Origin of the sequence: Isoptericola croceus, assembly GCF_029382255.1 — a bacterium.
GTDB classification, from domain to species: Bacteria; Actinomycetota; Actinomycetes; order Actinomycetales; family Cellulomonadaceae; genus Isoptericola; species Isoptericola croceus.
Window position 1 is genome coordinate 239,193 of the sequence record NZ_JARLLG010000001.1, and the last position, 19,080, is coordinate 258,272.

A 19,080-nucleotide genomic window follows, 5' to 3' on the forward strand; every position below is an offset into this window, starting at 1 on the left:
CTGCGGTCCAGACATCGCACGAGACGCCGGGACACGCCATCATGGCCGGTAGCACCTTCTGGCGGGAGGCCCCATGGACGCGGCACCGACCTCGACCCACCGGACCGTCGCCGTCGTCGGCGGATCCGGCGCCGGCAAGACGACGCTCACCGAGGCACTGCTGCACCGCGCCGGCGCGATCCCGCGTGCGGGCCGCGTGGAAGACGGAAGCACGGTGTGCGACCACGAGCCGGAGGAGGTCGCACGCGGCATGTCGCTCGCGCTCGCGCTCGGGACGCTGGCGTGGACGTGCCCCGACGGCGCCGAGCGCAGGCTCACGCTCGCGGACGCACCGGGTCACCCCGACTTCGCCGGTGCCGCCGACACGGCGCTCGCCGTCGCCGACCTGGCGCTCGTCGTCGTGAGCGCCGTCGACGGCGTGCAACCCGGCACCTGGGCCGCATGGACGACGGCGGAACGTCTGGGCGTGCCGCGCGTCGTCGTCGTGACCCAGGAGGATCGTGCGCGCGCCGACTTCCGCCGCGTGGTCGCCGAGCTGCGCGAGGCGTTCGGCGAGCACCTGTGGCCCATCGAGCTCCCGCTGGGCGAGGAGAAGTCCTTCCGGTCGGTTGCTGACGTGCTCAGCGAGCAGGCCCTCGTGTATGACGACGACGGCCGGCACCACGACGAGGAGCTGCCCGCCGAGGCCGTCGACGAGGAGCACCGGATGCACGTCGACGTCACCGAGGAGCTCGTGTCGCACGACGACGAGCAGCTCGACGCCTACCTGTCGGGCCAGGAGCCGCCCGCCGCCGACCTCGAGCGCACGCTCGCGCGCGAGGTCGCCGCGGGAGAGGCGGTGCCGGTCGTCGTGGTCTCGGGCCTGACCCAGACCGGCGTCGACCGCCTCGCCGACCTGTTGTGCGAGCTCGCCCCCGCGCCGACGGCACGCGACGCCGCCATCGTCGTCGGCACCGACGTCCCCGACGGCGACGGGACGGACGGTCGTGTCCTCGCGGTGGCCTTCGACCCGGTCGGCGAGCCTCTCGTCCACGTCTTCCGCACGGTCGCCGACCCCTATGTGGGGCAGGTGTCGATGCTCAAGGTGCTCTCCGGCGTCGTGCGCACGTCCGACCGCCTCCGCAACGCGACGACCGGCGCCGACGAGCGCCTGCACGGGCTGTTCCGCCTCCAGGGCAAGGAGCACCTGCCCGTCGACCACCTGTCGGCGGGCGAGGTGGGCGCCGTCGCCAAGCTGGGCGGGTCGCCGTCGGGGACCCTGCTGTGGTCGCGTTCGTCGGGCCGGGCCCGACCGTTCCTCCCGCCCCGGCGCCAGCCCGTGTACGCGGCGACGCTCGTGCCCGCTTCGCAGTCCGACGACGAGCGCATGTCGACCGCGCTCGCGCGGCTCGTCGCCGAGGACCCCACCCTCGTGGTCGACCGGGCGGGCGACGCCACGGTCCTGCGCGGGCTCGGCGACACGCACCTGGCCGTGGCGGTCGAGCGGCTCGCGCGCGTGTTCGGCGTCCACGTGGAGCCGGGGCGCGTCCCTGTTTCCTACCGGGAGACCATCGCGCGCCCGGCCCAGGCGGAGGGGAAGGTCAAGAAGCAGTCGGGCGGGCACGGTCAGTTCGCCGTGGTCCAGCTGCGGGTGTCGCACCTGCCCGAGGGCGGTTTCGAGTTCGTCGACTCGGTCGTGGGCGGAGCGGTCCCCCGCCAGTACATCTCGGCGGTCGAGAAGGGCGCGCACGACGCGATGGCCGCGGGCGGTCCGCAGGGCTACCCCGTGGTCGACCTCCGGGTCGAGGTCTACGACGGCAAGTCCCACTCGGTCGACTCGTCCGACATGGCATTCCGCACGGCCGCCGCCGTGGGCGTCAAGGCGGCGCTCGCCGAGGCGGGGACCGTCCTGCTCGAGCCCGTGTCGACCGTGCACGTGACCGTCCCGCCCGAGCACCAGGGTGCGGTGCTCACAGACCTCTCGGGGCGCCGCGGTCGCGTCTCGGCAACGGAGCTCGCCGACGACGGCCGCGCGCGCGTCGTCGCGACGGTGCCGGAGGCGGAGCTCAGCCGCTACGTCCTCGACCTGCGGTCCCTGACGGGAGGTCGGGCCGAGCTCACCGTCCGACCCGCAGGCTACGAGCGGGCGCCGAGCACCGTGCGCTCCTGACGCCGCAGTCCTGCGCCTCAGAAGTCGATCCGCATGACGCGCCGACGCACGGTCGGGCGCTGATCTCCTCCATCGGGTCACCGACGTCGGCTCCGCGATCGGTCGACCTGACACCCTAGGCTGGGCCGCATGCCAGACCCCATGACTGATGGTCCCCAGGACCGTCATCGCGACGGACCCCCTGGAGGCGGTCCGGTCCCCACCCTCAAGGTGCCCACCCTCGAGGAGGTCGCGCGGCGGGCCGGGGTCTCACGGTCGGTGGCGTCCCGCGCGATGAACAACGCCCGCAACGTGAGTCCGGCGAAGCGTGAGGCGGTCGTGCGGGCGGCGAGCGAGCTCGGCTACGTCCCGAACGCGACGGCGCGGGCGTTGGCGACGGCCACGGTGGGCTCGGTGGTCCTGGCGATCTCCAACGACGACCCGGCGCTGTTCGGGGACCCGTTCTTCTCGCAGGTGCTCGTCGGGGTGGCGGATGCTCTGGACAGGTCGGACCTGGACCTGACCCTTGTGCTCGCGTCCTCGGCGCGCGGACAGGCTCGGCTCGAGCGGCTGCTGCGATCCCGCCGTTCCGACGGTGTGATGCTCATGGCGCTGCGGGGGGACGACCCTCTCAACCGCGTCGCGGCTGCGACCGAGCTGCCCGTGGTGCTCGGTGGCCGTCCGCTGAACGGGGAAGCCCGCTGGTATGTCGACGTGGACAACCGAGGTGGTGCTCGCCTCGCCGTGGAGCACCTTCTGAGCTCCGGATGCCGCCGCATCGCCATGATCAGCGGCCCGACAGATCTTCAGGCGTCCGTCGCCCGGTACCAGGGGTTCGCCGATGCCATGGCGGTGGGAGGGTTGCCCGCCGACTGGGTCGAGCAGGCCGACTTCAGCTTCGAGGGCGGCGCCCGGGCGATGGAGCGGCTCCTCGCGGCGCACAGCGACCTCGACGGGGTCTTCGCCGCCTCGGACAACATGGCTGCCGGCGCGCTGCGCACGCTCAAGGAGACGGGGCGCCGGGTCCCGGAGGACGTCGCTGTGGTCGGCTTCGACGATCTGGAGATCGCGCGGCGCACGGAACCGGCGCTCACCACGGTCAGCCAGCCGATCCGTGGTCTGGGCCAGGAGATGGCCACGATGCTGGTCCGTCTGATCGGCGGCGAGTCCCCGAACCCGATCATCTTGCCGACGCACCTGGTCGTGCGAGCATCGGCGCCCGGCGAGAGGGCCTGACCCCCTCGCCGGGCGCGATCTGTCGTCTCGGACTCAGTACCTCGTGTAGCGGACCCAGTCGTAGGTGGCGGTCTTCTGCCCGGAGTACCGGAACGGTCCGAGCCAGTCGTCGACGCCCGTCCCGGGCCACAGGTTCATCATGATGCGTTGCGGACGCGTCGGCAGCGGGCCGCGTGAGCCGTCCTCCTGGTGGACGAGGCGACCGTCGACGAACCAGTTGATCGTGCCACCGGGCCACCACTCGATCGCGTAGTTGTGGTAGCCGGCCGCGGCGTCGAAGCCCAGGTTGATGATCTTCTCGTGGCCCCCGACCCCGTTGGTGTAGTAGTTGGTCTGCATCTGCCACGTGTTCTTGCCGAGGATCTCGATGTCGATCTCGTCCCACGGCTGTCCGTCGCTCGGGCCGGTGTAGGTGAAGAACGAGGTCACCATGCCGGACCCGGATGCTGCCTTCATGCGGACCTCGAAGCGCCCGTAGGAGTACAGGTCGTTGGAGCGGTACTCACCGGCGGCGTACGGCTTGCCGGAGCAGCCGCCCGGGCAGGTGGCGTTGTCGAGGTTCAGGCCCATGACCCCGCCGTTGTGCCAGACATGGTCGGCGCGCCAGCCCGCGTTGAACATGTCCCCGTTGCTCCACCCGTCGGCCTTGTGCCAGCGCCCGCCGTTGTGCGAGTCGAAGTTGTCGACGAAGCTGTCGCCGATGGCAGCCTCGGCCGGGGCGGCCAGGACCGGCGCCGTCGTGAGAGTGAGCACCAGGGCCGTGGCCAGGAGCCAGCGGCGCGGTGCCGAGCGGTGAAGCGTCGTCATTGATCGCATGAGTACCTCCATTGGTACCGGTGGTGAGGGATGACGGCCTCTGGACGGGCCGAGCCTTCCGCGCGGCCCGTCCAGAGCTCAGCTCAGTACTTCGGGCCCTGCCTCGGGCGGTCGAGTGCGGGCTCGGCGAGCTCGATGAGCTCGCGCGCCTGCTCGGTGAACCACTGGCCGGCTGCCGGGTTGAGCATCCCGCGCTCGGGGTCCTGCGGACCGCCCAGGCCGCGGAAGCACTCGCCGTCGGACTCACCCGGGATCTTGATCCACAGGAAGGCGTCGACGAGCTCGTTGCCGGTGTCGGTCGTCGGCCGCAGGCCGAGACCGCGGTTCGGCGGGTTGCACCAGGTCTCCGCGTCGGGATAGACATCGGTCGGCGGTGCCCAGGGGCCCTGACCGTTGCGGCTGGTGTCGATGACGAAGTGCGTGCTGGGCTGGACGTCGCCCAGGATGGCGTCGAAGCGTGACTCGATGCCCGCGGTGTTCAGCGCCGGGTCTGTCGCGGTCGGGCTCCAGACGCCATGGTGGGCCAGCGCCTGGCCGTCCCAGTCGTTCGCGGGCCCGCCGTTCCAGTGCTGGTTGCCGCAGTTGAGGAAGTCGCCGGGCACGACCTGCGTCCCGTAGGCGATGCACTGGGAGATCCACGTGCCGTAGCTGACGTTGTTCTCGGTGAGCAGGTAGTTCGAGGCGTTCAGGAAGAACCCGTCCGCGCGCTCGACGCCGGCCTTGACGAGGCGGTCGGCGATCTCACCCACCGCGAGCCATGCCGGGTTCGTGCCGTCGAGGTAGACGACGGCGTTCGGCTGCTGCGCCAGGCGGTCGACCGCATAGTTGAGCATCTCGAGCCGCTCCGCTGCGGCGTCCCTGCCTGTCGTCGCAGGGTCGACCTCCGGCGGCTGGCACTGCTCGAGCTGGCCCTCCAGGGTCGTGTACCAGGGGATGACGCCGAGCCCGTCCGGCTCGAGGATGACGACGGCCTTCCGGTCGCCGATCCCTGCCGCGAATCCGTCGATCCAGGCCTTGTACTCCTCGACCCCGAGGGCGCCCCCGGCCGAGTAGAGAGCGCAGTCCCGGAACGGGATGTTGTAGGCGGCCAGGACGGGGACCTTGTCGCCTGTGCGCTTGACGAGCGTGCGGACCTCCTTCTCGACCTCGGCAGGGGTGCCGTCGGTGAACCAGGTGGCGCTGGGCATCTTGCTGAGCAGGAGGGCGTCCTGCTTGGCCTGCCCGCGCAGCGCGAGGGCCGCTTCCTTCGTGGAGCTCTGGGGGTTGGTGTAGATCTCGGTCCCAGGTGCCAGGACCTCGTTGCTCGCCCAGGCCGAACTGCCGCTGAGGAGGGATGCGCCGAGTGCGCAGGTGGTCAGCGCGACCAGAAGTCGGCGCCGAGAGGTGGATCGTGCCATGTGGGGAACTCCCGAGGTCCAGCGGACGCGACGGTGCGTCCGCGGTGATGAACACAACTGGAAAGAAGTGGAACCGCTTCCACTAGGTCCCATCCTCGGGGTGGCAGGCAGCCGTGTCAAGCGTTCGTCGGCGGGGTTGCCGGCCTGCGTTGCCGCAGGCCTCGAGCGGTCTGCCCCACCGCCAACCGGGTCCAGGTCGGTAAACGCTTGCCGATCGAGCGCGACAGAGGTTACGTTTGGCTGACCGGATGTCCTGACAAACGCTCCGCCGGACATCTGCACCACTCCCAGCGCCGAGAGACGCGTTCGAGGACGAACGCGACGGAGGAAGAACAATGCAGCGTTCACGTACCACCAGGACCATGGCGGTTGCCGGCCTCGCGGTCGGGGGGCTCGTCCTCGCAGGTTGCTCGAGCGGCGCCGGCGAGGGCAGCGGCGAGGTCGTGCTCGAGTTCGTGCAGTCGGGCGACATCAACCAGGGCGGAGGCTACGCCGCGCTCGCCGAGCGGTACCACGAGGAGACCGGCGTGCGCGTCAACGTCATCGAGGTGCCCAACGACGACCTGCGCACCCGGCTCCGCACCGCTGCCCAGGCCAACGACGTGCCGGCGCTCGCCGCCTCGCCGTCGTCCGACCCGGCCTGGACGGACCGGCTGCTCGACCTCACCGGTGCCTTCGAGAGCGCGGGGATCATCGACACGCTCAGCGTCGCCGACCCCGCCGACGGCATGGTCAAGGCGCTCCCGACGACGCTCACCTCGGTGGGCATGTTCCTCAACAAGTCCCTGTGGGACGAGGCCGGCGTCGAGTACCCGACCACCCTCGACGAGGAGTGGACGTGGGACGAGTTCGTGGAACGCGCGAACCAGGTCGTGGGGGAGACGGACGCCGAGTACGGGGCCGTCATGGACGACTCGGCGCACCGACTGCGCTCGTTCCTGTTCGAGTTCGGCAGCCAGGGCGTCACCGAGCAGGCCGACGGGTCCTGGACGCTCGACGACCAGGGTGCCGAGGCGCTCGAGTACTTCAAGGGCATGCACGACGCCGGCTTCATGCCCGCCTCGGTGTGGGGAGCGGGCGACGACGCGAGCGCGACCTTCAAGAGCGGCCGTGTCGCGGCCTACGTCTCGGGTGTCTGGCAGATCGCCGACTTCCAGGAGAACATCGCCGACTTCGAGTGGGTCTCCGTCCCGCTCCCGCAGCAGCCCGTGCGCGCGACGAACTACGGCGCGGCGTCGTGGATCGTCGCGTTCGACGGCAGCGGCGTCGAGGAGGAGACGCTCGCCTTCATCGAGTGGCTCTACTCGGAGGACGTCTACCGCGAGTACTGCGAGATCTCGGGCTGCCTTCCCGTGCTCGACGGGCTCGAGGTCGAGTACCCCGCGGACTCGTACGCGTTCGACCTCTACAACGGCGAGATCGCGGCGTCTCCGCCGATCTCGGCGGTGCAGACGACCGACGGCCTCCTGCACGGCTTCCAGGGCCGCGCGATCGACAACGAGCCGCTCAAGGACGAGGTGGTGCGCTACCTCAACGGCGAGCTCACGCTCGAGGAGACCGTCGAGGCGATCGACACCACGTCGACGCAGCAGATGGCCGACTGACCACCTGCGAGGCGACCCATGTCCACGACCCTCACCACGGATGCCCCCGCCCAGGCGGGGGCATCCCCTCCGAAGCGCCGCAAGCGCAGGTTCGGGCGCCACCGTCTGGCGCCGTTCCTCTTCACGGTGCTCACGGCCGCGCTGTTCGCGCTGTTCTTCGTCGGGCCGGGTGTGCTCGGCCTCTCCTACTCGCTGACCGACTATCGAGGATGGGGAGACGCCGAGTTCGTCGGACTGGCGAACTACGCCGAGCTGCTGCGCGACGAGAGCTTCTACGGAGCGCTCGGCCGCACCCTCGTGTACGCGCTGTTCTCGGTGCCTCTCGCGTACTGCCTGTCACTGTCCATGGCCGTCGCGCTCAACGCGGTCAGGTCCAAGGGCAAGACGGCGGCGCGCATCATCTTCTTCCTGCCGTGGCTCGTCTCACCGATCGTCACCGGTGTCATCTGGCGCTGGATGTTCGGAGAGAGCTTCGGGTTCATCAACTACCTCATCCGCCTCGTGGGCGGTGGCGGCCTGCCGTGGTCGAGCGACGCCGACCTCTCGCTCGCCGTGGTCATCCTCGCCTCGGCCTGGGGTGGTGCGGCGTTCAACATGCTGCTGTTCATCGCCGCCCTCAACAACGTGCCGCAGTCCTACTACGAGGCGGCCAGGCTCGACGGCGCCAACGCCTGGCAGCTGTTCCGGAACATCACGCTCCCGTCGATCGCGCCCACCTCGGTGCTCGTGATCCTCCTGACGACGCTGGGGCAGATGAAGGAGTTCGCGATGATCCAGGCTCTCAACGGCGGCGGTCCCGGCACGCAGAACCGCCTGATCGTCCAGTACATCTACGAGACCGGGTTCGAGAGGTCGCAGATCGGTTACGCCAGCGCGGCGTCGATGGTCCTGCTCGTGGTGCTGATGATCATCGCGATCATCCAGCTCTGGGTCAGCAAGAGGAGTGGGAACGCATGGTGACCACGTCCACAACCCCCGCAAGCAGCACCAAGTCGACCCCCGCTCCGTCAGGCACGAGGATCCCCCGCCGACGCGGTGCCGGGCTGTGGCGCCGCAACGTGCTGCCGACGACGTTCCTGTGGGTGCTCGTCCTCCTGATGGCGTTCCCGCTGCTGTGGTTCCTGCTGTCGTCGTTCAAGCCCGGCAGCGAGCTGTTCAGCTATCCGCTGTCGTTCCTGCCGCGCGACTGGACGCTCGGCGGATACGTGGACGCGTTCGATCGCGTCGACTTCCTGCGGTACCTGCGGAACAGCACGATCGTGGCCACGGTGACGACGGCGCTCACCGTCTTCCTCTGCGCGACGACGGGCTACGCGCTGGCGAAGTACCGCAACCCGTGGCTCAGCGTGCTGGGACTGTGCATCCTGTCGATGACGATGCTGCCGGGCGAGGTCATCCTCAACCCGCTGTTCATCGTGATCCGAGACCTCGGCCTCTACAACTCGCTGCTCGGTGTCATCGTCCCGACGGTGGTCACCCCGACGGGCGTCTTCATGTTCCGGCAGTTCTTCCTCTCGGTACCGGACGAGCTGCTCCAGGCGGCCCGCATCGACGGGGCGAGCGAGTACCGCATCTTCTTCGGCATCATGATGCCGCTCGCGCGGCCGATCGCGCTGACCCTCGCGATCATCTCGTTCCAGTGGCGATGGAACGACTACATCCTGCCGCTGATCGTGCTGGGCGACCCGAAGAACTACACGCTGCAGATCGCGCTGCGCTCGCTCGTCGGTGCCGACAACATCAACTGGAGCGTCCTGCTGGCCGCGTCGGTGCTCTCGATGCTCCCCCTCGTGGTGCTGTACCTCGTGTTCCAGCGGTACATCACCTCGTCGAACATCAACGCCGGCCTGAAGGACTGACGTGCACGCGGCCCCGCACCTCACGCTCGAGCGCGTCGACCGGTTCCTCCACGAGTTCCTGCCCGCGGGGGTGGTCGCCGACCGGCGGCCCCTGGAGGTGGGGGCGTGGGAGGTGCCTGGCCGCGACGGGCGGCCGGGTGAGCCGGTCGCGTTCGAGCAGATGCGGGCGCAGGCGCGCTTCGCGCCTGCGGCGGTGGGCCAGGCGTGGGGATCCCCGTGGGGCACGACGTGGCTGCACGTGCGGGGCGTCGTGCCGGCGGGTTGGCGCGGTGCGGGGCGCATCGAGCTGTCGATCGACCTCGGGTTCAACGGTGCCAAGCCGGGGTTCCAGTGCGAGGGGCTCGTGCGCACGCCCGACGGGGTGGCGGTCAAGGGCCTCGAGCCTCGCAACCACCACGTCCCGGTCGCGGCCCGGCCGGGGGAGAGCATCGAGCTCTTCGTCGAGGCGGCGTCGAACCCTGATGTCTCGGGCGGTGACGACTTCAAGCATCCGCTGGCCTTCACGGCGACCTCGCTCGGGGATCCCGGGACGGCGGGGGCCGGGCCGCTGTATCGCCTCGGAGCGATGGACCTGCGTCGCATCGACATCGAGGCCGAGACGCTGCTGCGGGAAGTCACGGTCCTGCGGGGCCTCGCGGGCGAGCTGGGCGCGTCGGACCCGCGCCGCGCGACGCTCCTCGCGGGGCTCGAGAAGTCCCTGTACGCCATCGACCCCGACGATCCGGGTCGCGACGCGGCGTCGGCTCGCGCGATCCTCGCGCCGCTGCTCGCCTCGCCGGCCGTGCCATCGGCGCACCGCATCGTCGCCACCGGGCACGCGCACATCGACTCGGCCTGGCTGTGGCCGACCCGCGAGACCGTACGCAAGGTCGGCCGCACCTACGCCAACGTGCTCGCCCTCATGGACAGCGACCCCGAGCTGGTCTTCGTCAGCTCGTCGGCGCAGCACTTCGCCTGGGTGCGTGACAGCGACCCCGAGCTGTACGCGCGCGTCAAGGAGCGGGTCGCCGAAGGACGCTTCGTCCCGGTCGGCAACATGTGGGTCGAGTCCGACGTGACCATGCCCTCCGGGGAGTCGCTCGCCCGCCAGCTGCTGTACGGCACCCGGTTCTTCGACGAGGAGTTCGGTGTGCGCAGCGACGTGGGCTGGCTGCCCGACTCGTTCGGGTACCCGGGCTCCCTGCCGCAGCTGCTGCGCCGCGCGGGCATCCGCTGGTTCTTCACGCAGAAGATGTGCTGGAACGACCACGACACGATGCCGCACCACTCGTTCTGGTGGGAGGGCATCGACGGCACGCAGGTCTTCACGCACTTCCCGCCCAACAACACCTACAGCGGCGACATGCGGCCCACCGAGCTCGCGCGCAGTGTGCGCAACTTCGCCGATCACGGCGGGGCCACGACGTCGCTCATGCCGTACGGGTACGGCGACGGCGGCGGCGGACCGACGCGCGAGATGACGGCGGACGCGCGCCTGCAGTCCGACCTCGAGGGCTCGCCACGGGTCGAGACCGGCACGCCGCGCGACTTCTTCCTCGCGGCCGAGGAGGAGTACCGCGACGCCCCCGTGTGGTCGGGCGAGATGTACCTGCAGTTCCACCGTGGGACGCTCACGTCACAGCAGCGCACCAAGCGCGGCAACCGCCGCAACGAGGCCCTGCTCGTCGAGGCCGAGGTGTGGTGCGCCGCGGCCACGCTGCGCACCGGCGCCGCCTACCCGTACGACGAGCTCGACGAGCTGTGGCGAGAGGTCCTCCTGCTGCAGTTCCACGACATCCTGCCCGGCAGCGCCATCGCCTGGGTGCACCGCGAGGCCGAGGAGTCGCACGCCCGCACCACCGAGCGGCTCGCGGCCATCGTGTCCCGCGCGGTCGCCGCGCTCGTGGGCACGGGGGAGCGCCGCCTCACGCTGAACCCCGCGCCGGTCGCGTACGCCGGGGTGCCCGCGCTCGGCGGGGCGCTCGACGACCGGACGGGTACCGACGGCGCGATGACCGCGGCGCAAACCGACGCCGACGCGTCGGGGTTCCGGCTCACGTCGTCGGCGCTCGACGTGCGCGTGGCCCCCGACGGCACGATCACGAGCATCGTCGACCGCTCCGCGGGCCGGGACCTGGTGGCGCCCGGGCACCCGGTGAACCAGGTGCAGGTGCACGTGGACGCGCCCGCGAAATGGGACGCCTGGGAGCTCGACCGGTCGTACCGGCTGTCCACCGTCGACTTCACCGACGGCGCGGCACGGCTCGAGGCGCCAGGGGTGGTGCGCGTCGACCGGACGTTCGGCGACAGTCGCCTCACGCAGCGCATCAGCCTCGACACGACCGGCGGCGCGGTGCTGATCCGCACCACGGTCGACTGGTACGAGCGGCGCCGGCTGCTCAAGCTCGCCTTCCCCCTCGACCTGCACGCGCACGATGCCGCGTTCGAGACGCAGTTCGGCCACGTGCGCCGCCCGCTGCACCAGAACACGTCGTGGGACGCTGCCCGCTACGAGGTGTGCGCGCACCGCTGGGTGCACGTGGGCGAGCCAGGCTTCGGCGTCGCGATCGCCAACGACGGCATGTACGGGCACGACACGACGCGCACGAGCGTGGACGGGCATGTTCTGACGACCGTGCGCCAGTCGCTGCTGCGGGCGCCGACCTTTCCCGACCCGGTGGCGGACCAGGGCTCGCACGAGTTCGTGTCCGTCATCGCCCCGGCGCCGACGACGGACGACGCGGCACGGTGGGGTGCCGTGATCGGTTCACCCCTGCGCACGGTCGTCGGCGCTGTGGCTCCGGACCCGGTCGTCGCGATCGAGGGCGACGGCTCGGCGGTGGTCTCGTGCGTGAAGCTGGCCGCCGACCGCTCGGGCGACGTCGTCGTCCGCGTCCACGAGCAGCGGGGCGCCCGCACCGCGGCACGCCTGCGCTGGGGCTTCGCCGCCGCCGGGGCACGCGAGTGCGACCTCGTCGAGACGCCGCTGGACGAGCCGACGGGCGCGCTGCGCGGGGCCGACGGCGCCGCCGCCGACCTGGTCCTGCGCCCGTTCGAGGTGCTGACCCTGCGCGTCACCCCGCAGCGGGGACAGGCCGCGTGACGGGCCGCGACGAGGCCTTCGTCGGCCGCGTGGTCGCGGCGGCCGACGCTGCCGTGGACGCGCTGGCCGCCGCCCCGCCGCTCGCCGAGGCCCCGCTGGGGCCGCACCGCGAGTCGATGCGGCGCGCCAAGCTGCTCGTCGGTGCCTACCTCGCACCCGGCGGGCGGCACGAGGGCGACCCCGCCGTCGTCGCGCACGCCCTGACGTACGTGACCGCGCTGCGCGAGATGCAGGCGGCCTCCGGGCTGTTCGTCGGCGGGAACAACGTGGAGTCGCCTCCGGACTCGGGGTTCACGCTCAACGACGTCGGCGACGTCCTCGAGCTGGTCGCCCGGGCGGGTGCTCCGCGGCGAGCCGCGCTCGCTGGTGTGCACGACCTGCTGGTCCAGGTCGCCGACGCCGCGGCGCCGGCGATGCTCGCGGGGGGCGTGCACACCCCGAACCACCGGTGGGAGCTCGCCGCCGCGCTCGCCCGCCTCCTGCGACACCGGCCTGACGACGCCGTGCGCGAGCGCATCGAGCAGTGGCTGGACGAGGGCGTCGACGTCGATGCGGACGGCCTGTACTCCGAGCGCAGCGCCAACTACGCCGCGCACGTGTCGAACCCGGCGCTGCTCGCGTTGGGCGACATCCTCGACCGCCCCGACCTGCACCGAGCGGTCGAGCGCAACCTCGAGGCGACCCTCGACCTGCTGCACGACGACGGGTCGGTCGAGACGGTGCACTCGCGCCGGCAGGACCAGAAGGACCCGCGCTTCCCGCTGGCCCCCCTGCTCGTACCGTTCCGTCGGCTCGCCGTCGCGGGGTGGCGAGCCGACTTCGCGTGGGCCGCAGGCCTCGCCGAGCGCGAGGGCATCGCCGAGCCGCAGACCGTGCTGGCCGACCTGCTGCTCGAGCCCGAGGTCGCGGGCGAGCTGCCGCCGCCCCGGGCGCCCGAGAGGACGGGCCGGGCGCGCTTCGACGACGCCCGCCTCCTCGTCGACCGCTCGCCGTCGCGCACCCTGGTGGTCTACGGCGGGTCGGACCATCCGCGCTTCGGTCGGATCCGTTCGGGACTCGCGAACAACCCCACCTTCCTGCGCTTGTTCGCGGGCGACGTCGTGATCGAGTCCGTGCGGCTCTCGCGCGACTTCTTCGGCCTCGGCCCGTTCCGCGCACAGGAGATGCGCGAGGCCGACGGCGCGATCGTCCTCGAGGAGCGGCTCGCGGGTCACTACTACCAGCCGCTCGACGTCACGCACCGCCGTGACGACGGCGACTACGCGATCGTCGACGAGGGGCGGTTCGCCGCCGCCATGGCCTTCGACGACCGCACGGCAGACACCGTGGTGCTGGCGACCCGGATCGTCGTGCGGCCGACCATCGACGGTGTGGAGCTCGAGATCGACCAACGCGGCCCGTCGATCGCCTGGTCGCTCGAGGTGGCACTGCGACCCGGCGGCACGCTCGAAGGCGGCGTGCACGCGGGTGACGGGACGGTGCGGCTCGACGAGGGTCGGGCGCGCTACCGGCGCGGCGGGTCCGAGGTGGAGATCGGACCCGGCACGGGTGCGCGTGAGCCCGCCGCGTACCGCCCGGGCGAGGAGTACGAGTACCTCGGCGGGACCGACGCCATGGGTGGCACCCGCCTCTACGTCACCGGGCGCGCGCCCGGCACGACGACCGTCGCGATCCGCCGTGTCGGCTGATCCGCGCCGCGCGGACGAGATGGCAGCCACTTTTGTCCGAACATACGATGTCGCGCAGGACCGTCACCGGCGGCGGCTCACCGCAGAGCCGGCCGCTCGAACCCAGGAGGCACAGCGTGGCTGACCCTTTGCTCATCGAGCTCGACCGGGCCAGCCCCATACCCCTGTACCACCAGGTGGCGACCTCGATCGAGGCCCACATCCAGTCGGGAACCCTCGCCCCCGGGGACTTCCTGGAGAACGAGGTGGCGCTCGCGGCCCGGCTCGGCATCTCCCGCCCGACCGCCCGACAAGCGCTGCAGGAGCTCGTCGACAAGGGCCGGCTCGTCCGCAAGCGGGGCGTCGGGACGCGCGTCGCGTCCGAGCGGATCCGCCGCACCGTCGAGCTGACGTCCTTGCAGGCGGACCTCGAGCGGGCAGGACGGCACCCGACGACGCAGGTCCTGACCTACGAGGCCGTCGAGGCGACGGGTGACGTCGCCGCGTCGCTCGAGGTGGCGCCCGGTACCTCCGTCCTCCACCTCGAGCGGCTGCGCCTCGCGGACGGCGAGCCGTTGGCGGTGCTGAGCAACTACCTGCCGCAGGAGTCCGCCCCCCGGCGTGACGAGCTCGACGAGCACGGGCTCTACGAGGCGCTGCGGGCACGAGGCATCCGCCCGGCCGTCGCCCGGCAGCGGATCGGCGCGCGGACCGCGACCGCGGCCGAGGCCGAGATGCTCGACGAGGAGCCCCACGCCGCGCTGCTGACCATGGAGCGCACGGCCTACGACGACGCGGGCGTGGTCGTGGAGTTCGGCCAGCACATCTACCGCGCCTCGCGGTACATGTTCGACACGACGCTCTTCTCGCACTGATCGCGCTACCTGGGCGGGCCGCGCGCTACCTCGGCGGTCAGCTGAGGAGGGGGCGCTGGGACTTCCGCTCGGCGGCGTGGCGTTCGGCGGCCCGCCGGGTGCTGGGCAGCGCCGAGACCTGCGCGACCGGCACGTCCCACCAGCCCTCGCCGTCGGGGGCCGGCACGAGCGGATCGGTCGTCACGTGCACCACGGTGGTCCGGTCGGAGGCCTTGGCCGCCTTCACCGCGGCCGTGATCCGCGCGGTGACCTCGGGGCCGGGCTCGACCTCGATCACGTCGAGGCCGTAGCTGCGGGCGTTGGCCGCGAGATCCACGGGCAGCCGCTCGTCGCCCTCGAAGTCACCCCGCGCGTCGTCATACCGCCGGTACCGGGTGCCGAACCTCTCGGAGCCCACGGACTCGGACAGGTTGCCGATCGAGGCGTAGCCGTGGTTCTGCACGATGACCACCACGATCTTGAGCCCCTCGGCAACGGCGGTCACGAGCTCGGTGTGGAGCATGAGGTACGAACCGTCGCCCACGAGCACGACGACGTCGCGGTCGTCCCCGGCGGCGTCGAGCGCACGGCGCGCGCCGAGCCCGCCCGCGATCTCGTAGCCCATGCAGGAGAACGCGTACTCGACGTGGTAGCCGAGCGGGTCCCGGACGCGCCAGAGCTTGTGCAGGTCGCCGGGCAGCGACCCCGCGGCCTGCACGACGACGTCGCGCGGCTCGGTCGCCGCGTGCACGGCCCCGATGAGCTCGGGCTGGCCGGTCAGCTCGGCGGCGGTCGGGGCGAGCGCGGCGTCGACGACGTCGTTCCACGCTGCCCGCTCGGTCGCCACGACCTCGGCGTGCTCGGCCGGCACGCGGTAGCCGGCCAGGGCGTCGGCCAGGGCGACGAGAGTCTCGCGGGCGTCGGCCACCACCGCGAGCTGCGTGCCGTGCTTGTAGGCGTCGAACGAGGCGACGTTGATGTTGACGAACGCGACGTCGGGGTGCTGGAACGCGCTGCGGCTCGCCGTCGTGAAGTCGCTGTACCGGGTGCCGATGCCGATCACGACGTCGGCGCCCCGGGCCACGCGGTTCGCGGCCGTCGAGCCCGTGGCCCCCACGCCGCCGAGGTACTGCGGGTGGTCCCACGGCAGCGAGCCGCCGCCGGCCTGCGTCGTCGCGACCGGGATGCCGGTGGCCTCGGCGAACGCCCGCAGCTCGTCCTCGGCGCCCGAGTAGAGCACGCCGCCGCCCGCGACGACGAGGGGGGACCGCGCGTCGCGCAGGGCGGCGACCGCCCGTGCCAGGGCGTGGGGCTGGGGGAGCGGGCGCGAGACGTGCCACTCGCGGTCGGCGAGGAACTCGACCGGCACGTCGACCGCCTCGGCCTGGACGTCCTCCGGAAGCGCGATGGTGACGGCGCCCGTCTCGGCAGGGTCGGTCAGCACGCGCATCGCCGCGAGCGCGATCGAGAACAGCTGCTCGGGCCGCTGCACGCGGTCGAAGTAGCGCGAGAGCGGGCGGAACGCGTCGGTGACCTGAACGCCCGTGTCGTGCGGCAGCTCGAGCTGCTGCAGCACCGGGTCGGCCACGCGCGTGGCGAACGTGTCGCTCGGCAGCAGCAGCGCCGGCAGACGGTTGGCCGTGGCCAGGGCCGCACCGGTGAGCATGTTGGACGAGCCCGGCCCGACCGACGCGGTGCTCGCGAGCGTGGCCCGACGGCGGCGCATGCGCGCGTAGCCCACCGCCTGGTGCACCATCGCCTGCTCGTTGCGCGCCTGGTGGTACGGCATGAGCCCGGGCTCCCGCTCGTGCAGCTCCTTGACGGCCTGCCCGAACCCGGCGACGTTGCCGTGCCCGAAGATGCCGAGGACGCCCGGGACCGTGCGCTCGCGCTCGTCGCCGTCGACGGTCCACTGGTGGGCGAGGAACTCGAGCAGCGCCTGCCCGACGGTCATCCGCCTGGTCTGCCCGCGCGTCAGGTGCGTCGGCATGGTCATCCTTCCGGGTGGTGCGTGCCGAGCGGGAGCCGCGGGTCGGCCGCCTGGCGCTGCCACGCCTCGCGCACGCCCGCGTGCCGGGGGTCGTCCGTGATCCGCCAGGCGCGTTCGGCGCCCGGCCCGGCCATCACGTTGAGGTAGTAGAGGTCGTAGCCCGGGGGCGCGGCCGCCGGGCCGTGGTAGCCGTACGGGACGAGCGCGACGTCACCCGGCCGGGCCATCGCGGCGACGTCGATCTCGCCCGCGGACGAGGAGTAGGTCGCGAAGAACCCGAACGGGTCGTCGCCACCCGGCATCGCAGGGTCGGGCCGCGCGTCGAACCAGTAGATCTCCTCGAGCCGGCTCTCGACCCCGGGCACGTCCTCGTCGTGCTTGTGCGGCGGGTAGGACGACCAGTTGCCCGACGGCGTGATCACCTCGCACGCGATGAGGCGGTCCGCCTCGAGCACCCCGGGGATGCCGAAGTTGCGGACCTCACGCGTGGCGGTGCCGGCGCCGCGCACCTCGACCGGCACCTCGTCGGCCGTCACGTGACGCGCGGGCAGAGCCCGCTCGGCCCGCGCCTCCGCGACCGCGACGGTGCTGGTTCCGGTGCCCGTCCCGGTGAGGACCGCCGTCGTGCCGACGCCGAGGTAGAGCACATCCGTGGCGCCGTCGAACACCGATGGCCGGCCCGCGAGCGAGACGACGGCGTGCGCGCCGTCCGGCTCGGTGTACTCGACCGTGCACGCGCCGGCGATCGGCACGACGATCCGCTCGAACCCGTCGGCGGGCAGGCCGAGCGCCGAGGTGCCGGCCGGACCGTCGGTCAGCTCGGCGACACGCAGGCCGGTGTGCTGCCAGCCCGGCCGCTCGCCGACGACCGTCTGCCACGGGCCGCTCGCGAGCGAGCCGCGGCGGTAGAACCACTCGCTCATCAGTCGTTCCTCGGAAAGCCCAGGTTGATGCCGCCGTGCGTGGCCGGGTCGAGCCACCGCGACGTGACGGCCTTCTGGCGCGTGAAGAAGTCGAACGCCTGCGGACCGTATGCCTTCGCATCGCCGAACAACGAGTGCTTCCACCCTCCGAACGAGTAGTACGCGACCGGCACCGGGATCGGCACGTTGATACCGATCATGCCGACCTCGACCTCGTTCTGGAAGCGCCGGGCCGCACCGCCGTCGTTCGTGAAGATCGCGGTGCCGTTGCCGAACTCGCCCGAGTTGATGAGCTCGACGCCCTCGTCGAACGAGCTCACCCGCACGACCGACAGCACCGGGCCGAAGATCTCCTCGGTGTAGGCGCGGCTCGTCGTGGGCACGTGGTCGAGGAGCGTCGGACCGAGCCAGAAGCCGTCGGGCGCGCCGTCGGGTGCCACGTCGCGGCCGTCCACGACGACCTTGGCGCCGTCGGTCGCGGCGACGTCGATGTAGGACGCGACCTTGTCGCGGTGCTCCCGCGTGACGAGCGGGCCCATGTCCGGATCCCGCGTGCCGTCGCCCACCCGGAGGTTCGCGATGCGCTCGCGGACCTTGGCGACGAGCTCGTCCGCGACCGGATCGACGGCCAGGACGACCGAGACGGCCATGCAGCGCTCGCCGGCCGAGCCGAAGCCCGCGTTGATCGCCTGGTCCGCGACGAGGTCGAGGTCGGCGTCGGGCAGCACGAGCATGTGGTTCTTGGCACCGCCCAGCGCCTGGACGCGCTTGCCGTGGCGGGCGGCGGTCTCGTAGATGTACTGCGCGATCGGCGTCGAGCCCACGAACGAGATCGACGCGACGTCCGGGTGCGTCAGCAGCCCGTCGACGGCGGTCTTGTCACCGTGGACGACGTTGAACACCCCGTCGGGCAGGCCGGCCTCCTTCCACAGCTCCGCCATCCAGACCGCGGCCGAGGGGTCCTTCTCGCTCGGTTTGAGCACGACGGTGTTGCCGACCGCGATCGCGACCGGGAAGAACCACAGCGGCACCATCGCCGGGAAGTTGAACGGGGAGATGATCCCCACGACGCCGAGGGGCTGCTTGAACGAGTAGACGTCGACGCCGGTCGAGACGTTCTCCGAGTACTCGCCCTTGACCAGGTGCGGGAATCCCGTGGCGAGCTCGACGACCTCGAGACCGCGCTGGATCTCGCCCGCGGCGTCGGACAGCACCTTGCCGTGCTCGCTCGTGATGATCTCGGCGAGCTCGCCCTTGCGCTCGTTGAGCAGCTCGCGGAAGCGGAAGACGATGGCCTGACGCCTGGCGATCGACGTGTCCCGCCAGGGGGCGAAGGCGCTCGCGGCCGCGCGCACGGCGTCGTCGACCGTCGCGGCGTCGGCGAGGCCGACGTTCTTCGTGGCGGTGCCCAGCGCCGGGTTGTAGACCGGCGCGGTGCGGGACCCGGCCGTCTCCAGGGGCGCGCCGTCGATCCAGTGGGGGACGACGGGGAGGTCGGTGGTGGTCACTGTCGGCTCCTGTAGA

At 71.8% G+C, this 19,080-nt stretch carries 13 protein-coding genes; 8 read left to right on the forward strand and 5 right to left on the reverse strand.

Annotation, left to right across the window (positions count from 1 at the left end):
• Window positions 1-73 precede the first annotated feature (73 nt).
• Together PZC42_RS01105 and PZC42_RS01110 are read left to right on the forward strand one after the other, a co-directional pair.
• Window positions 74-2,149 carry an elongation factor G gene (locus PZC42_RS01105; protein ID WP_277207516.1) on the forward strand — a complete coding sequence of 692 codons (2,076 nt, stop codon included), beginning with the start codon at window positions 74-76 and terminating at the stop codon, window positions 2,147-2,149.
• 129 nt (window positions 2,150-2,278) lie between these two features.
• Window positions 2,279-3,364 (forward strand): LacI family DNA-binding transcriptional regulator, encoded by a 1,086-nt coding sequence (locus PZC42_RS01110; protein WP_277207519.1) that lies wholly within the window; start codon window positions 2,279-2,281, stop codon window positions 3,362-3,364.
• 33 nt (window positions 3,365-3,397) lie between these two features.
• Here PZC42_RS01110 and bglS read toward each other — a convergent pair whose 3' ends face one another.
• Both bglS and PZC42_RS01120 read right to left on the reverse strand, forming a co-directional pair.
• Entirely contained in the window at window positions 3,398-4,171 is a 774-nt protein-coding gene (bglS, locus tag PZC42_RS01115) for a beta-glucanase (RefSeq protein ID WP_277207521.1), read from the reverse strand.
• A gap of 92 nt (window positions 4,172-4,263) precedes the next feature.
• Window positions 4,264-5,577, reverse strand: a complete 1,314-nt coding sequence (locus PZC42_RS01120; protein WP_277207522.1) for a glycoside hydrolase family 6 protein — start codon at window positions 5,575-5,577, stop codon at window positions 4,264-4,266.
• Between the two features lie 362 nt (window positions 5,578-5,939).
• Here PZC42_RS01120 and PZC42_RS01125 point away from each other — a divergent pair, with 362 nt between their 5' ends.
• The 6 genes from PZC42_RS01125 to PZC42_RS01150 all read left to right on the forward strand — a co-directional run bounded on the left by PZC42_RS01125 (window position 5,940) and on the right by PZC42_RS01150 (window position 14,664).
• Window positions 5,940-7,181 (forward strand): ABC transporter substrate-binding protein, encoded by a 1,242-nt coding sequence (locus PZC42_RS01125; RefSeq protein WP_277207523.1) that lies wholly within the window; start codon window positions 5,940-5,942, stop codon window positions 7,179-7,181.
• Window positions 7,182-7,199: 18 nt separating this feature from the next.
• A complete protein-coding gene (locus tag PZC42_RS01130; RefSeq protein WP_277207524.1) occupies window positions 7,200-8,141 on the forward strand; it encodes a carbohydrate ABC transporter permease in 942 nt (313 codons plus the stop codon).
• The gene (locus PZC42_RS01135; protein ID WP_277207526.1) at window positions 8,135-9,040 is read left to right on the forward strand and encodes a carbohydrate ABC transporter permease; all 906 of its coding nucleotides are present in this window, start codon (window positions 8,135-8,137) and stop codon (window positions 9,038-9,040) included. Before PZC42_RS01130 ends, PZC42_RS01135 begins: the two co-directional genes overlap by 7 nt.
• A 1-nt stretch (window position 9,041) precedes the next feature.
• On the forward strand, window positions 9,042-12,122 hold the full coding sequence (locus tag PZC42_RS01140) for an alpha-mannosidase (protein WP_277207528.1): 3,081 nt from the start codon (window positions 9,042-9,044) through the stop codon (window positions 12,120-12,122).
• Window positions 12,119-13,810 carry a hypothetical protein gene (locus PZC42_RS01145; protein WP_277207530.1) on the forward strand — a complete coding sequence of 564 codons (1,692 nt, stop codon included), beginning with the start codon at window positions 12,119-12,121 and terminating at the stop codon, window positions 13,808-13,810. The genes PZC42_RS01140 and PZC42_RS01145 overlap by 4 nt, the downstream gene beginning before the upstream one ends.
• A 116-nt stretch (window positions 13,811-13,926) precedes the next feature.
• Window positions 13,927-14,664: a GntR family transcriptional regulator gene (locus tag PZC42_RS01150; protein ID WP_277207532.1), complete on the forward strand. Its 738-nt coding sequence runs from the start codon at window positions 13,927-13,929 to the stop codon at window positions 14,662-14,664.
• 37 nt (window positions 14,665-14,701) lie between these two features.
• Here the strand turns inward: PZC42_RS01150 and iolD are convergent, their stop codons facing one another.
• The 3 genes from iolD to PZC42_RS01165 are packed head-to-tail and all read right to left on the reverse strand — an operon-like array spanning window position 14,702 to window position 19,064.
• On the reverse strand, window positions 14,702-16,633 hold the full coding sequence (iolD, locus tag PZC42_RS01155) for a 3D-(3,5/4)-trihydroxycyclohexane-1,2-dione acylhydrolase (decyclizing) (RefSeq protein WP_277207533.1): 1,932 nt from the start codon (window positions 16,631-16,633) through the stop codon (window positions 14,702-14,704).
• A gap of 2 nt (window positions 16,634-16,635) precedes the next feature.
• The gene (gene iolB, locus PZC42_RS01160; RefSeq protein ID WP_277207535.1) at window positions 16,636-17,556 is read right to left on the reverse strand and encodes a 5-deoxy-glucuronate isomerase; all 921 of its coding nucleotides are present in this window, start codon (window positions 17,554-17,556) and stop codon (window positions 16,636-16,638) included.
• Window positions 17,556-19,064 (reverse strand): CoA-acylating methylmalonate-semialdehyde dehydrogenase, encoded by a 1,509-nt coding sequence (locus PZC42_RS01165; RefSeq protein ID WP_277207538.1) that lies wholly within the window; start codon window positions 19,062-19,064, stop codon window positions 17,556-17,558. The genes iolB and PZC42_RS01165 overlap by 1 nt, the downstream gene beginning before the upstream one ends.
• Between the last annotated feature and the right edge of the window lie 16 nt (window positions 19,065-19,080).